We start from the raw sequence: 16,254 nt of genomic DNA on the forward strand, positions 1-16,254 counted from the left end.
GTTCGTATCGAGCGCGGGCCTAGCCAAACGGGCCGGACACCGCTGTTTTATGCAACCCGGCAATGATGCCTTCGCCGCTTTCCGTACGCAACTCATCGTACCAGGCTTGTGTCGCGGTCGCGTCGCTCCCGTGAAGCAATGCGGCGCGGGCGCGGGCGCGCTCAATCACCTGCCTGACGCGCGGCAAGCGTGCTTGCGCAAATATCTGCAATGCCTCCGGCAAGTCATCGTGCCGTCCCGCGTCCAACGCTCGCGCCAGCAGCCACGCATCCTCCATTGCGAGGCAACCGCCCTGGCCGAGGTCCGGTGCCATCGCATGCGCCGCATCGCCGATCATGACCACGCGACCGTCGTTCATCCGGGGAACCGGGTCCGTATCATAAATCGCCACCCGCGCAATCGTCTCGGGGTCGAGCCGCTCTATCAAACGCTTCACCTGCGGCGCCCAACCCGCGAAATGCATTTCCAACGCGCGACGATGTTGCTCCGGATCCGTCTCCGCCGGCATGTCCGCCTCGGCTTCCGTCATGGGTACATCGAAAAAGAAGTAAAACTCGCCGATTGCCCCCCCGCGTCCTCCAGGGTGACCTCCGGTTCCCATCGGCATCAATGACACCCGCTTGCCTTCCCCAACAAATTGCTCCCACGCATCGGGCTCCGCCAGGTCACGCGACACTGGAATGCGCCCATTCCAATTGACGTACCCCCGATAGCGTCGCGGGACCGGCACGCCAGCCACCTGGTCGCGCAATCCGGACCGATTGCCGTCCGCCACCACGAACACGTCCGCGCGGTGCATTTCCCCGTCGTCCAGCGTCACGGTCACACCATCGGCGTCCTGCGAATAGCCGACGCATGCCGCCCCAAGCACCACATGCGCCGGATCCACCGCTTCGAGCAATAGTCGCTGCAGCGCGGTACGCGCAATAGGTTTGGCGCGCTCGTGTACCGATTCGTAGAGAGGCCGCAGCGCGAAACGCGTCATCAGATGCCCCCCCTGATCGCGATAGCTCATCGTGTTCATCGTGCCTGCCGCGACGTCCATGCCGACGCCCAAGCCGAGCGCGCGCAGCACCTTCACACCGTTCGGCCAGACGGAGATGGCAGCTCCAATCGGCTGCAGCGCACGGGTGCGCTCGAAAACACGAACCAAGTGACCTGCGCGGCGTAATGCGAGCGCCGCGCTCAACCCGGCGATGCCCGCTCCCGCGATAATGATATCGAGTGGTTTGTTCGTATCCATTGCGGCATCTCTCACGATCAATGCAACGTCTCGAAAACAACGCGACGGATCAGGTTCGAATGCGATCCAGCTCCGCCACACTCCGCCATTCCTCGGCAGCCAGGCCATCCACCGTGTCCCGAAACGCTTCGCCCGCAAGATCGAGATCCTCGGCTGACACGGTCTCCAGTGGATTATGGCTGATACCGCCGTTACCGCAACGAACAAATAACATCCCGACATCCGCGATGCGGCTCATTTCCACCGCATCGTGCCCCGCCCCCGACGGCAGGTAACGCACAGGCACGCCCAGTCGATCCAATGCCCGGCCAAACCGGGACTGCAACCCCGCCGCGCACGGCACCGTGTCCGATGCCAATATCAGTTCCGTCTCCACAAGCACACCACGGCGATTGCAAATTGCCTGTATCCGTGTCATGACATCCGACACTGCGGCATCGCGCACCACGTCGTCTCCCGCGCGGATATCGACCGACAACAAACAGCGGCCCGGCACCACATTGACCGACCCGTTCGGCACCTCCAACCGTCCCACCGTCCCGACCAACGTCGGCACACCGCTACAGCGCTGCTCTACATACAGGGTGATTTCCGCTGCCGCGGCAGCGGCGTCACGCCGCAAATCCATCGGCATGGCACCGGCATGTCCGGCCACGCCGGTCAGGTGTACCAAATAGCGCTTGCTACCAGATATCGCCGTTACCACGCCTACCGGCAATTGCTCGGTGAACAGTACGGGTCCCTGTTCGATATGCACTTCCAGGAACGCCACTAGGGTGGCCGGATCTCGCTTCGCTTCACGTAGCGCCAGATGCAACAACGTAGCGGGATCATCGATAACGCGACCGTTCGGCCGCCCCGCCTCGGCAAGTTGCGCCGCGTGCGTGACGATGACATCACGCAGCGTCTGACCGGTTTCGTCCGCGCGCGCAAGCACCGTATCGTCGATATTGCCGGTCAGCGCGCTACTGCCGAGAAACGACGTCTTGAAACGGACGCCTTCCTCTTCGGCGAACGCGATCACATCGATATGAAACGGGAATTGTTCGCCGCGCCGATGCATTTCGGCGATCAGCGATATCGGCAACAGGATGCCCACGCGACCGTCATACTTGCCGCCATTGCGTACCGTATCGTAATGCGAGCCCGTGATAAGCGTGCGCGCCCCCGCCACCGACGACCGATATCGGCCGATGACGTTGCCAAATACATCGACATGCGCTTGCATGCCGGCTTGCAGCATCCACCCCATGATCAAGACGGCACAGGCGCGATGCGTCGGAGTCAGGTAGGTACAGGTAAGTACCGGAGTGCCATCCGCTCCGTCGCCGGGGCGGTCCTCGCTATGCTCGGCCAGCAATTCGCACCAGCGCATGACCTCCCGGCCATGAAACGCCTGACGGCCAAGCAAGTGGTTCAGCCGCAATTCGGCGATGCGATTGACCTGGCGGACGGCCTCCGCAAGTTCATCGCGACGTTGCGCACGCATCCGTCGCCGCAGCGTCGCGAGTACCGAGTCAAACGATATGCCGGCGGTCCATTCCGCGTCCCGTGATCCTTGCCCCGCGCCGTCAGACCACCCGGAAGCAGCACGGCTGTCATGACCTTCCACGGCCAGGACGAACGGAAAACCGAATCGTTTGTGATAGGCCCGCTTTTCCGCGGCCAACGCCTCGCGCCGCGCTTTCGCAGCGGCGGAAGCGTCTCCTGGCACATCCGGATTTCCATCATGGACAGTCGATCTCGCGGCCGTGGCGGGCACGGTCCAATCGTCATCCAGCGTCGCCGCACCGTCCGCCCCGTCCGCAAGGTCCGCGTGTGCCCGAATCACGGTCAACTGCTCGTCCTCGGTGGCGGTCGACACGCAGCGCCACAATGCGTGCAGCAACGCAGGCGCACTGACAAACGGGCGCGCCACAGAGATGCGACGAATGACCCATTCATTGTGGGCGTACAACCCTTGCAATGCGACGAGGAACCCGTCGTCGTCCTCCGCATTCAACTGTTCGATCGTGATTTTTCGCTTCATCATGGCCTTCCCCCGCTGCGCCGCATTATCGCTCAAGCGCGGCCCTGGCGTCAGGCTCACTGCATTGGTGTTGCTGAAAACGCGCGCCCAGGGGTGCGGAACATCAGCCCGCATCGCCCCCGGCGAGTTTTCTCAGCAGGAACAGCACCGCCACTCGCTCCACCGCAGTCAGTTCGGCCATTGTCAGTTCGCTGATGCGCGCGGCCGATGGCGTTGCCTCGGCCACCCGTTGCACGCCGGCCTCGGTCAGTTCGACGACAGTCTTGCGCCGGTCCGACGCATCGGTACGCAGCGCGATAAGGCCACGGGCGCGCAGTCGCTCGATGATGCCGCGTGCGGTCGCCGCGTCGATCGCCGTCGCCTTCCCCAAGTCGCTCATCGATGACGGCCCCATGCGCCGGCTGGCGCTCAGCACCGCGAATTGCACGGCGGTGAGTTGTGGATCTGCGATGTTTTGACTGAAGATCGCGAGGTGACGTTGATAGGCCTTGCGTAACAGATGGCCGATCTGCTGCTGCACGTCGTAGTCCGCCGGCATCTTGGCATCGGGGCGATCCGGTTCTGCATCGGACGGAAAAAGGGAGCGGGGAGAGGATTCGGTCTGCATGGCGCGATTGTAGTCGATCGACGTGGTGGATCTACCGCGTTGCGTGTTCGTGAATCAACGCGGCACGTACGCGCGCGGAAGCGGCACGCAGGTCCGTCCAGGCGCCCCGCGTTGGCGCATGTTCCGCCCGGAGATAGCCGGCAAGCGCGGCAATCTGCGTGTCGTCATAGGCATCCGCGAAGCCGGGCATGAAACCCAGCTCCGGTGTGGCCGGCGCGTCTATACCCGCGAGAATCACGCGTAGCAGGTTATCGGGATTATCGGCTTGGATACTGCTGTTCAAATGCATTTCGGGACGTACGCCGAAATGACCGACCCCCGTTTGCGGCACGTGGCAGACGGCGCACGCGGCCTCGAAAACACGCTTTCCGGATTGCAACGCAGCGTGCGACACCATGGTGCGCGAGGGTCGAACCCTATCGGTGGGCGTCGCCAGCGTCGTTGTCGCTGATCGTTCCACCGCCGCCTCCGACGCCATAGGTGACGATGCGACGATCGTCCCCGCCTGTCGGCGTATCGGCGCCGATGTGGTGGATGGATCGATCGTCGCCCTGCTCGGCTTACTATCGTCCCGCCACGATGCGATGTAATGCGCGATGGCCCGGATATCGGCATCCGGCAGCGTATTCAGATTACGCACCACGGGTGCCATCGGCCCGGCCGCCACTCCATGTTCCGGTGAAAACCCCACGCGGAGATAGTCGAACAACGCCGACTCCGTCCACGCTTTTGGCGCATCGCCTCTGCCGATCAACGCCGGTGCGCGCCAACCGTCGGCGTCACCCCCGCCGAGATACGCCTTGCCGCCCGGGCCGCTGCGTTCGGCGCCCAGGGCGTTACGTGGTGTATGGCACGCGCCGCAATGTCCCAGGGCCTCGACCAGGTAGGCGCCCCGCGACCATTCGGCGCCTCGGGACGGATCAGGAAGAAACGGCTTGTTATTGAGATAAAGCGTATTCCAGGCGGCCAGCAACGGTCTCACCCGCCAGGGAAAACCAAGAACGGTATGGCGTCCCGCCAATTCCGCTGGCGTGCGCTCGGCCGGGCGCGTCATCAGAAACGCATAGAGCGCCATCATGTCGGCATCGGTGATCTTATTGAATGCCGTGTACGGAAAGACGGGATAAAGATGCCGCCCGTCGCGCGAAATGCCCTCGCGCAGCGCACGCTCGAAAGCCACGAAAGACCAGCCGCCAATGCCATCCTTTACATCGGGCGTCAAGTTGGTGGAATAGACGACCCCGAAAGGCGTATCGAACGGCCGTCCCCCGGTGTTCGTCACGGCACCTTCAGCCGTGTGGCATACCGCGCAATCCGCCGCCGCGGCGAGACGTCTGCCCCGTTCGATCGTCGCGGCACTCCAGGTATCGAGCGGCGGCGGCGCCACGCGCGCGATCTCGCTACGAAACGGTCGCAGCGGACCGAGCAGACGCAGCGCACCGTCCGACACCAGCGCTTGCCAAGACAGCGCCCCGACGACCATGGCACCAGCGGTGGCCAGCAATCCCCCTATCCATCGACGATCGGCCCGTGCCATCACGCCGATATCACGCGACGCCTGCGTGTCGACCGAGTGTGTGGCCGCATGTTGCAAAGGAGCGCGCGCGTGAACAGCATCCTCCGGCTGCGGTGCCGCAGTCTGCGCTCTGACCGCCACGTCCAAATCACTGAATGCCGCCGGCATCGACCGTTGGCGTCGACCCGTCACGGCAAATACCGCATTGGCGACCGCCGCCGCGGCCAGACCGGACGCAATGCGCTGCCAAGCCGGCGTCCCGCCGCCGTTGCATGGCGTGGCATCGTCAAGCAAGGCTGCCGGCCCGGAAAGGGTGACGGCGGATCTGGTTGACGAATGGGGATGCAAAGCACGCACGCCCCCTGCCGACATCGCGGTCCTGATCCATGGTGTGCTGCCTATGGACTCGTCGAATGGCACGGACAATAGCGGCACGGACCTGCCCATCGAATTCACCAGCCCGCGCAATGCCTGGGACACCAAGGCCTCGGTGAAACCCTCGATGCGAAACGTGCCGTCGGCGCCATGCGCCGGCGGGGTACCCTTTGCACGACCGGCGACCACCCTCCGTAGTTGCATGTCTCCAGTGCGCGAATCGAAGGCAAGGTCCACGATCCATGCCACATACGATGGCGCCGCATGGTCGTCAACCTCAGATCGGATAGAGCGATCGACTGCCCCGTCCACCCCTGCCACGTCATTGCGCAACGTCGCGTAACCCACGCCGCGACCGACCACATAGCCGGCAGCATCACGCGTACCCCGACCATCCATCGATGCGTTCGCCGGGCCTGATCGTTCCGCAAGCGCGCGTAACAAAACCTTGCCGCCAGCCTCCTCCACCGGATCGAGTAACGCACCCCGCCATGCAATCGGATCGCTCGTCGCAGGGCCCGGCATGCTGCGGTCCCGCGCATCGCGGCCGTCGCGATCGGCCACCGCACGACTTGCCGGCCCCGTGGGCGTTACCGGCGTACCGGCTTGGGCGACGGCCTCGCGCAGTTCGTCGATCAGGCTTTCATGCGCGAAATGCCACCCCGCGTCGGCAAGATCAGATGGCGCGCCGGCAGCGCCGATCGCGACATCGATCAATCGATAGCCGACACCGTCCTGCCCCTCGTCCGGTAAGACGCCATCCTCGCAAGCAATGGCCGCGGATGCATCCAAAGCGACCGTCGATGCGCCGTCACCACGCCAGCGATAGTGTGCTCGTGCCTCAACGCGGCGTACTTTCACAGGATCGATCCGTGCATGTGGCGCGCCGCTCAAGGGGGCCTCTGTCATTGCGGCACCTGCTTCATGTAGATGGCCGCACGCTTGACTGCGCGCAACACCTCTACATGACACCCGCAGCGGCACAGATTGAAACGCAGCGCACGCCGGATATCCTCGTCGTTGGCATCAGGCGAACACGTCAGCAGGGAGACGGTGCTACAGATCATGCCATTCAAACAATAGCCGCATTGCGCGGCCTGCTCTTCGATGAAAGCCCGCTGCACCGGATGCATCGAAGCGGGACCGGCGACGCGGCCATCGATCGCGTCCGACAGCCCCTCCAATGTCGTCACCGCACGGCCCACCGCTGCTTTCACCGGCAGCACGCAGCTCCGTACGGCCGCCCCGTCCAGGAGCACCGTACACGCACCACACTGCCCTAGGCCACAACCGTACTTCGGACCGTTCAGTAAAAAATCGTTCCGCAATATGTACAGCAACGGCGTTTCCGGCGTGACCTCAACGTCCCGAACCGCGCCGTTCACCTGCAAGCACAGTACCTCCGCACGCGGCCAGCGCGGTGGCTCACGCATCGCGCAGCGGTGCCTCGAACACGTCATAGCCGAACACCCAGGCCGGATCTTCGTTCGTTCGCAGCCATGTGTTGTTATGCGATACAAGCTGAACCTTCGATGCCCGCTCCGCACGATTCGCCTCGTAGAGCCTGAACGCAGTTTCGTAATCGCCGACGCCGGTCTCGCCGAGACAGCGTACGAGCATTGCCGCGTCTTCGATGGCCATGGCGGCGCCTTGCGCCATATGCGGTTTCATCGGATGACACGCATCACCTAACAGAACGATACGGCCTCGGCTCCACAAAGGGAGCGGATCGCGTTCGAGCAATGGCCATTTCGTTACTTCCGGCGTGGCATCGATCAGCGCCTGGACGGTGGGATGATATCCCTCGAAAGCCGTGCGCATTTCCTCACGACTACTCGGCAGCATCGAAACACCAGCCGGCCATTCCGGATGCGGCACACCTGTCACGTAGTAAATCTCGTCCTTCGCGCTGGTCACGTAATAGACCATCATATGACGGTCCTCTGACCACCACTTCACGCATAGATCGACATTGGCGGCATGCTTGCCCAACAAGTGCGCCGGATACACCGCGCGGTGTGCAACCCAGCCGGTGTAACGCGGTGGCTCGGGGCCGAGCAAGTGCTCGCGCAGTTTCGAATCGACACCGTCCGCGCCGATCGCCAAGTCCGCAGTCTCGGTCGAGCCGTCCGAGAATGTCATCCGGACGCCGTCGCCGTGGTCCGCGATGTCGACCAACCGCTTATCGAAGGCGATCGTGCCCGCCGCCAGTTTTTGCGTCAGCAGTGCATGGAAATCACCACGATGCACCGTCAGATAACACGCGCCATACTCTCGAACGGCAAAATCGCCCAGCGGGATCCGCGAAATCGCTTCACCGGACTGCCAATCACGGCTGTACCAGAAATCGGGATGCGAACCCATGATGTTCATTTCATCCTCGATCCCGATACGACGCAGGATCTTCATCACGTTTGGCCCCACGTGGATACCGGCACCCAGGCGCGAGAACATCGGCGCCTGTTCGTAGACCCGTACGTGATAACCCGCCTGCTCCAGAAGCGCTGCCGCCGCGCAGCCCCCCAAACCCGCACCAATGACCGCAATACGTGGTTGACCAGCCTTGCTCATCGTTCCTCTCCTTGTTGCGGCAAGCGGAATATCGGTGGAAACGCGCGTCGGATGGCGCGCTGTAGATTGAGTGTACACATCGTATTTTTCTGGGTAAAGCCTCTCAAAAAAACCGCATATTGCGCGCCGCATTTTGGTGTGTACACTATATTCACCGATTCAAACGGGTACCTGGGAGAAGTGCATGCCGATATCTGACTTTGCGATGATTGATGCCTGGAAGCAGGTGTTGACCCTGTCGAAACTCGAAGCAGGCCAGACGGTCACGGTCTTGACCGGTGCGGCAACGCATCCGCAAACCTTGCAAACCGCCTTGATCGCCGCCCAGTCCATGGGGGCCATTGTCAATCGTCTCGATCTGCTGCCTGTGAATGGCGAGAAAGCATTGAGCCGCGACGCGCTGTCTTTCCTGGGCGAAACACCGCTCACCGGCAACCATGCGGCCATTGCGGCATTGACGGCCAGTGATCTCGTGCTCGACCTGATGACGCTGCTCTTTTCTCCCGAGCAGTTGGATATCTTGAAAACAGGTACGAAGATCCTCCTCGCAGTAGAACCGCCGGAAATACTGGCGCGGATGGTACCAACGCTGGAAGACCGCGAACGCGTATGTGCCGCGGCGGAACGGATCCGCGCCGCGCGGGAAATGCGCGTGACATCGCCGGCTGGAACGTCGCTCATTTGTCCGTTGGGTGAATTTCCGGTGATCACCGAATATGGATTTGTCGATGAACCGGGACGCTGGGATCACTGGCCAAGCGGCTTCGTCCTGACCTTCCCGAACGAAGGGAAGGCGAGTGGCCGCATCGTCATCGATCGTGGCGACATCTTGCTGCCACAGAAGAAATACGTCAGCGACCGGATCGAATTGACGGTGGAGCATGGATATGCGACGCATATCACCGGGGGCCTTGATGCGGATTTGCTGAAGGACTATATGGCGTCGTTCAACGACCCAGAGGGATATGCGATTTCACACATCGGATGGGGCCTGCAACCGCGCGCAAAGTGGTCGACGCTCGGTCTCTACGACCGCGAGGCGACAATCGGCATGGATGCCCGCGCCTTTGAAGGAAACTTCTTGTTTTCACTCGGCCCGAATAACGAGGCCGGCGGCAAGCGCACCACGGCTTGCCACATCGATATTCCATTGCGGCATTGCGACGTTTCGTTGGACGACGTGGCCGTGGTGCGGAACGGGCGCGTGGTGGGAAGGTAGCGCGTGCGTCCGGCCGTCAATCCGCGGGGCGAAGGGTCTTCACCTCCTCATCTGATGGTTGAACGCTGGCACCGTTGACGTAATGGTAGTCAACCATGACGCCCTTGCCATCCTTCAGCGCCGTGGTACCGACATAGGCGCCCATTGTCGATTGATGGTCCTGCGCCCGATACGTAATCGGCCCTAGCGGAGACGGCACCGTCAGGTTCTGGAACGCGGCCGACAGCGCATCGGAATCCGTCGACTTTGCCTTTGCAATACCTGCCGCCAGCGACTTTAATGCCAGGTAGCCGACGACCGAGCCCAAACGCGGATAGTCGTGATATTTGGCCTGATACGCTGCGACAAACTGCTTATGTTCCGGCGTCGTGATCGAATACCATGGCCAACCCGTCACCGTCCACCCGACCGGTGCCTCGGCCCCTAATGGATCGAGATACTCGGGCTCTCCAGTCAGCAGCGAGACCACCGCGCGGTCCTTGAAGAGCCCGCGTGTATTTCCCTCTCGAACGAACTTACCCAGATCGGCGGCAAATTCCACGTTGAAGATCGCATCTGGTTTTGCGTCGGCGAGTGCCTGTGTCACGGCACCCGCATCCAACTTGCCGAGCGGCGTAGCCTGATCCGCAACAAATTCGACATCCGGCTGCGCCGCCTTAAGCAACTTCTTGAACGTGGCAACGGCCGATTGCCCGAACTCGTAGTTCGGATACACCACCGCCCACCTTTTCTTATGAAGCTTGATTGCCTCGGGCATGAGCATCGCCACTTGCATATACGTCGAAGGACGCAGGCGATAAGTGTATTTGTTGCCATTCTGCCAGACGATCTTATCCGTCAACGGCTCGGCTTCCAATGTGAATATCTTCCGTTGTTTCGCGTAGTCCGCAAGCGCAAGTCCGGTGTTCGACAGGAAGCCGCCAAACAACATCTTCACCTGCTCTCCAGCAACCAGTTCCTGCGCAACCCGAATCGTATCACCAGGGTTGCCGTTGTCGTCTCGTGAGATCACTTCCAGCTTCCGACCGTTCACGCCACCTGCGGCGTTGATCTCGTCAAGCGCCATGTTCCAGCCATTCTTGTACGGAACCAGGAACGCCGGCTGCGCCTTATAGCTATTGATCTCGCCAATTTTGATTGTCTGCGCGTAAGCGCATACCGGCACCATGAGCAACATTCCCATGGTCACCGCGATACCTGCTGTCGATTTACGAAACAGGGGAACGCATACACCGTCCTTCTTCCCTATCCCCCATACCCCCCCGCGCCCCACCCCCGAACCCTTGTTCATCAATGGCTTCTCCAAGAAAAAGACGAATACTCCTGCCCCGCGCGTGCCCCGATCCGGGCACTCTGCCTGTAATAACGGCCGTTTAGCTTTTCAAACACTCAGGTAAGCGCGCTGCACCGCTTCATCCTGTGCAAGTGCATCGATACTCCCGCTGAAGCGCACTTGCCCCTTTTCCAACACATAGGCACGATCGCTGACCAGCTCGGCAAAGTGCATGTTCTGCTCCGACAACAAGATCGATAAACCCTCGCGCTTTAATTCGAGGATCATATTCGCCATCTGCTCGACAATCACCGGCGCCACGCCCTCCGATGGTTCGTCCAGCAATACCAGATAAGGATTGCCCATCAACGTGCGGGACACCGTCAGCATTTGCTGTTCCCCACCGCTCATGCGGCTGCCAGGACGGTGCGGCATCTCACCCAAGTTCGGAAACAACGCGAACAGTTTCTCCGGGGTCCAGTACGGGGCATCGGCGCGACGTGGCTGCCTGCCCATATCCAGATTGTCCAGCACCGATAAATCCCCGAACACGCGCCGGTCTTCCGGCACGAAGCCCATGCCGAGTCGCGCGATTCTGTACGGTGCCCAGTCATTGATCGATTGCCCGCGGAACGTGATATCACCGGTGCGCGTGGGTAACATTCCCATCAGCGCTTTCATTGTCGTCGATTTACCAGCGCCGTTGCGCCCCATCAGCGCAACCACCTCGCCTCGCCTCACTTCAAGCGAGATATCGTAAAGCACCTGCGCACGGCCATACGCGGCATTCAGGTTGCGCACACGTAGCATTGGGCTCGTTGCCCCACAGATGTCCGCCTGCGTACCCACGTCGGTCGCCGCCAGGGTCGCATGTCCGACAGGAGACGAGGAAACCACCTCTTCGCGCGCACTCATCGCGCCACCGTCATTGGCGACGCTGCGGGGCTTACCACCTGCGTGTCTGTCTCCTTGCGCCGTGGCATGAATGTTTTTCCCGTCCCGAAATAGACTTCGCGCACGACGGGATCATTGCGCACCGTCTGCGGATCGCCCGCCCCGATGAGCCGGCCTCGCGCCAACACAATCATCGTATCCGCATAGGCAAATACGACATCCATGCTGTGCTCCGTAAATAGCACAGCGAGTTGCTGCTCGATCACGAGTTGCTTCGTCAATGCCATCAGCGCGTTGCGCTCCTTCGGCGCCATTCCCGCGGTAGGCTCGTCCATCAACAACAGACGCGGCTTATTCGCAAGCGCGATAGCCAGCTCCACGCGTTTGACATCACCATACGCCAATACGCCGCACGCCCGTCGAGCGTGGGCCGCCATGCCGACGCGGTCCAATAAGACCATCGCTTCATCTCGGTACACATCCGCCACGGAACGCCAGACATTGAACAGTCTGCCCGCATGCGACAGCAACGCCATCTGCACGTTTTCCAGCACGGTCATCGACGCGAAGGTAGCGGCAATCTGAAATGTACGCCCTATGCCCATGCGCCAAATGTCCTTCGGCTTGCGCCCCGCTATATCCTGACCATCGAAACGAATGCTCCCGCCGCTCGGTTTCAACTGCCCGTTCAGCATGTTGAAACATGTCGATTTGCCGGCCCCGTTCGGGCCGATCAAGGCGAGCAGTTGCCCTGCAGGCAACACAAAACTGACGTCGTCGACAGCCTTGACACCGCCGAACGCCTTGCTCAGATGGGACACCTCCAACAAACTCATTAGCCCTCTCCGCCATGCGCCACTTGCTGCGTACGATTAGACGGCGCGCCAGACAGGTCGGACACCGAGAATTCAACGGGATTACTAAGCGAGGACGCCTCTGCTGCTCCCGACGGCCCACGTTGTTCCGTCTTCACGTCCCTCCCGGCATCCATATCGCCGTCCCCCGGAAGATCGAAACGCGCACGGACGAAACCAACGATGCCTTGCGGAAAGGCCATCACCATCAGCAACATCGCCAGGCCCAACAGGGCCTCCCAGTAATCCGTCTGACGCGCCAGGGTATCCTGAAGCCAGGTAAATACCGCCGCTCCGACAATTGGTCCGCTCAATGTCTGAATCCCGCCCAGCAATACCATCACCAATCCGTCCACCGAACGTCCCACGCTGATCGTTTCCGGTGAGATCGTCCCTTTGGAAAAGGTATACAGCGAACCGGCCAACCCGCCGAATATCGATGCAATGACAAACGCCAACCATTGCACGCGCTTGATATCGATGCCAATTGCCTCGCTCCGGAGTGGCGAATCACGGGCGGCACGCAGTGCATACCCCATTGGCGCAAACAGCATGCGACGCATCAGCCAGACGCCCCCCAACGCAATGACGACCGAGAGGTAATAATACGCAACCGGGGAACCGAGCCAGCCGGACGGCCACATCCCGAAGATCCCGTTGCTGCCACCAGTCACATCGTCCCATTGGTACACCACGGACCAGACAATCTGCGCAAACGCGAGCGTCAACATCGCGAAATACACACCGGACAACCGTACGCAGAACCAGCCGAACACCAAAGCGCCGAGTGCCGCAAGCACGGGCGCCAGCAATAAAGCGGCTTCCATCGGCAGATTGAACACTTTCAGGCACAACGCCACGCCATAGGCACCCAAGCCAAAATAAGCGGCATGGCCAAACGAATGCAGTCCGCCAGGACCCATGATGAAATGCAAGCTTGCGGCAAACAACACCGCCACTAGGATTTCAACCATCAGGACGGGAATATACGGGAAGCGCCCTGCCACCAGCGGCAGGGCCAGCAACACGATCACGGCCACGCCGGCCGCGTAGCGAGTACGCATGGCCGCCGGACGCAGCGGCGTATCGGGCAGCGCAGCGGACCGGACGGCGGCATGCGGACGTCCGAATAGTCCCCATGGGCGAAGCACCAATACCACCGCCATCACGACAAACTCCGCCACCAGCGTAAATTTGGTCAGGGAAAACGTCAGGCCGAACAACGACACGGTACCGATGCCAATACACATCGCCTTGATCTCGGCGATTAATACCGCGGCGACGAAAGCCCCTGGAATCGAACCCATGCCGCCCACCACCACCACCACGAATGCATTGCCGATGGTATCGAGGTCCAGCGAAAGACTGGCAGGTGACTTCGGCACCTGCAATGCGCCGCCCAGGCCCGCGAGAAAGGCACCGACAAAGAACACGCCGGTAAAGAGCCAGGCTTGGTTGATGCCGAGTGCACCTAGCATCTCCCGATCGCTGGTGGCCGCGCGAACGAGGCGCCCCCAACGGGTACGCGCAAGTGCATACCAGAGCAGGCCGAGCACGACAGGCCCCACGACCATCAGCAAGACGTTATAGCTTGGCACCGCGTTGCCGAACAGGGTAAAAGCGCCGCCCAATCCAGGCGCACGCGGCCCAAGCAGATCTTCCGGCCCCCAGATAAAGAGCGCGCCATCGCGAAAAATCAGCAGCAACGCAAACGTGGCGAGCAGATGAAACAACTCCGGCGCGCGGTAGATACGTCGCAACACCACGCACTCGACCAGTGCGCCAAGACACGCCACAACGAGCGCGGACAACAGCGCTGCTCCCCAGAATCCCACCACGCTGCCGCCAAGCCGTGTCGTCAAGCTGTAAGCCACATAGACGCCCAGCATATAAAACGAGCCGTGCGCGAAGTTGACGATCCGGGTAACGCCAAAAATCAGCGATAGGCCCGCGGCGACAAGAAACATCGCCGACGCATCGGCGAGCCCATTAATCAACTGAACGAGTAGATTCGAAAACATCGATGCCCCATGTCACGACTCGACTTGCACACGCGCTCTCACGGCTACCGCTACTGAAAGCGGCCGATGATTCCTTCGCGACGCACATAATTGGTTCGTCGCCTCACAGCGCATTGCGAGACCAGCATAGCATGTCAAAAAACGTGTACTACCTATTCACCGCCGAAGAGCGCCATGCAATACAATGTACACATTTGAATTCCCCTCCATGTCTGACATGGCTAGATACATCACCGCCGCAGATTAAGGAAGCAACGCAGGCAGCCGGCGGCAATATGGTGCCCCGGCTGTCGGAAGCATGAGCACACGCTCGGCAAGCTCGGCAAGCTCGGCAAGCTCGGCAAGCTCGGCAAGCTCGGCAAGCCGGGATTATAAGCAGATCAGGGAACGCGTTGGCGCGCGCCGGTGGCAGCGCGGGGGAGAGACGAAACGGGAGTCAGGCGTGGTGAGCGGAGGCGGCGGGAAAGGCGCAGTCCCGCGATTCGATAACAAATGGGATACGCCGGAACTGCAGATACAGGACCACTAACGCCCGGTGTGGACTCGCGGCGGCAACACTGGCACATAACTGACGTCGGGCATCCAGCGGCTCGGCCGTAGCTGCACTTGCAGAAGAGATGGCCACGGACATCGCCGACGAAAGCGCATGCATCCGAACGTCACCCCTGCGATGTGCCAGATGAAATGCACGGCGCGCACGACGACGCAGGGAAACAATCGATACCGCAACAGCCAATACCATGCCGAATCGAAAAGTCGGCCCCTGAAACACGGACTCCGGGACCTGGAACAACATCATCGCAAGCAGCATAAGAACTTGCGCTGAGCAGACAGTCGCAATCGAAGGGAACAAGTAGGCCCTGGCCGTGTCGGCAATGGACGGTTTCATCGCTTTGCTTCACTGAAAAGGTGGTCGGTCGGACGTACCATCCGAGAAACAATCCTGCAAAGCACAAAACATTCCAACAAGCCGTGAAGGTATGAAATATTGTAGGATGCGCGCTACGCGCCATGACATCACACCGTGCAACGTGCCTTCGCTCGCGATGGCATTACTCCGCGCTACGCCGGCACATCAGGCGGGTAAGACTGTGACCGCAACCGTCGGGGCGCGGACGCTGCGCACGTAGTAAATATCGACATCTTGCTCACCTGTTTTTACAAACCCGTGACGCAAGTAAAACGCATTCGATTCGCTACCGCGCAGTGCGCCGAGGACAATGGGCAGGTGCAGCATTGCCGCCTGGTCGATGATCATGCGCAATACGGCACTACCAATGCCACAACGCTGAAACCCCGGCAGGATATACAAATGATCGAGCAGAAGATGATCGGCGCGGATGCGCGTGACCGTACAACCGGCACGGAACCCATCGACGAGGATATGTTGCGCGCATGCGGGATCGAAGTTGTCTAACATACGGGCCCGAGCGCGATGCAAATCAAACCGCCCTATTCGCATCAAGCTATCTCGCATGGCCGCAACGCGCAGATTCGCCAGGTAGTCTGCGTCCTCCCACTTACTTTGCTCGAGACGGATGTTCACCGCGAGACGCCCCCGCTACGCGCCACTACTCACAGAATAAGCAGGATTGCCCGGACGCTGGATGGTCTGATGCACCCACTTTTTTCAACATGATAAGCGAGAAGAG

13 protein-coding genes are annotated in these 16,254 nt (G+C 61.0%); 1 reads left to right on the plus strand and 12 read right to left on the minus strand.

Going from position 1 to position 16,254, the window contains the following annotated elements; genetic code table 11:
* Positions 1 to 19: 19 nt before the first annotated feature.
* From SJQ66_RS00455 to SJQ66_RS00480, 6 genes are all read right to left on the minus strand, one after another.
* Positions 20 to 1,243: an FAD-dependent monooxygenase gene (locus SJQ66_RS00455; RefSeq protein ID WP_046153575.1), complete on the minus strand. Its 1,224-nt coding sequence runs from the start codon at positions 1,241 to 1,243 to the stop codon at positions 20 to 22.
* Between the two features lie 49 nt (positions 1,244 to 1,292).
* Positions 1,293 to 3,275 carry a hydantoinase/carbamoylase family amidase gene (locus SJQ66_RS00460; RefSeq protein ID WP_320533738.1) on the minus strand — a complete coding sequence of 661 codons (1,983 nt, stop codon included), beginning with the start codon at positions 3,273 to 3,275 and terminating at the stop codon, positions 1,293 to 1,295.
* A 100-nt stretch (positions 3,276 to 3,375) separates the two neighbouring features.
* Entirely contained in the window at positions 3,376 to 3,879 is a 504-nt protein-coding gene (locus SJQ66_RS00465) for a MarR family winged helix-turn-helix transcriptional regulator (RefSeq protein ID WP_390174018.1), read from the minus strand.
* Positions 3,880 to 3,910: 31 nt separating this feature from the next.
* Positions 3,911 to 6,679 carry a c-type cytochrome gene (locus SJQ66_RS00470; RefSeq protein ID WP_320533739.1) on the minus strand — a complete coding sequence of 923 codons (2,769 nt, stop codon included), beginning with the start codon at positions 6,677 to 6,679 and terminating at the stop codon, positions 3,911 to 3,913.
* The gene (locus tag SJQ66_RS00475; protein WP_320533740.1) at positions 6,676 to 7,203 is read right to left on the minus strand and encodes a (2Fe-2S)-binding protein; all 528 of its coding nucleotides are present in this window, start codon (positions 7,201 to 7,203) and stop codon (positions 6,676 to 6,678) included. Before SJQ66_RS00475 ends, SJQ66_RS00470 begins: the two co-directional genes overlap by 4 nt.
* Positions 7,196 to 8,341, minus strand: coding sequence for an FAD-dependent monooxygenase (locus SJQ66_RS00480; protein ID WP_036011511.1), 1,146 nt, complete (start codon positions 8,339 to 8,341; stop codon positions 7,196 to 7,198). The genes SJQ66_RS00475 and SJQ66_RS00480 overlap by 8 nt, the downstream gene beginning before the upstream one ends.
* A gap of 184 nt (positions 8,342 to 8,525) precedes the next feature.
* Here SJQ66_RS00480 and SJQ66_RS00485 point away from each other — a divergent pair, with 184 nt between their 5' ends.
* A complete protein-coding gene (locus tag SJQ66_RS00485; protein ID WP_024904583.1) occupies positions 8,526 to 9,560 on the plus strand; it encodes a 2,5-dihydroxypyridine 5,6-dioxygenase NicX family protein in 1,035 nt (344 codons plus the stop codon).
* Positions 9,561 to 9,576: 16 nt separating this feature from the next.
* On the opposite strand, the gene SJQ66_RS00490 is transcribed toward SJQ66_RS00485, so the two are convergent.
* The 6 genes from SJQ66_RS00490 to SJQ66_RS00515 form a co-directional block, all read right to left on the minus strand.
* Positions 9,577 to 10,743 carry an ABC transporter substrate-binding protein gene (locus SJQ66_RS00490; protein ID WP_036011513.1) on the minus strand — a complete coding sequence of 389 codons (1,167 nt, stop codon included), beginning with the start codon at positions 10,741 to 10,743 and terminating at the stop codon, positions 9,577 to 9,579.
* A 198-nt stretch (positions 10,744 to 10,941) separates the two neighbouring features.
* Positions 10,942 to 11,643, minus strand: a complete 702-nt coding sequence (locus SJQ66_RS00495; protein ID WP_036011531.1) for an ABC transporter ATP-binding protein — start codon at positions 11,641 to 11,643, stop codon at positions 10,942 to 10,944.
* A gap of 101 nt (positions 11,644 to 11,744) precedes the next feature.
* Positions 11,745 to 12,563, minus strand: coding sequence for an ABC transporter ATP-binding protein (locus tag SJQ66_RS00500; protein ID WP_253465015.1), 819 nt, complete (start codon positions 12,561 to 12,563; stop codon positions 11,745 to 11,747).
* Positions 12,563 to 14,602: an ABC transporter permease gene (locus SJQ66_RS00505; protein WP_024904587.1), complete on the minus strand. Its 2,040-nt coding sequence runs from the start codon at positions 14,600 to 14,602 to the stop codon at positions 12,563 to 12,565. Before SJQ66_RS00505 ends, SJQ66_RS00500 begins: the two co-directional genes overlap by 1 nt.
* 436 nt (positions 14,603 to 15,038) lie before the next feature.
* Entirely contained in the window at positions 15,039 to 15,491 is a 453-nt protein-coding gene (locus SJQ66_RS00510; protein WP_157685117.1) for a hypothetical protein, read from the minus strand.
* Positions 15,492 to 15,677: 186 nt separating this feature from the next.
* Entirely contained in the window at positions 15,678 to 16,148 is a 471-nt protein-coding gene (locus SJQ66_RS00515; RefSeq protein WP_024904589.1) for a GNAT family N-acetyltransferase, read from the minus strand.
* Positions 16,149 to 16,254: the final 106 nt, after the last annotated feature.

Source organism: Robbsia andropogonis (assembly GCF_034047095.1).
In the GTDB taxonomy this organism is placed as follows: Bacteria; Pseudomonadota; Gammaproteobacteria; order Burkholderiales; family Burkholderiaceae; genus Robbsia; species Robbsia andropogonis.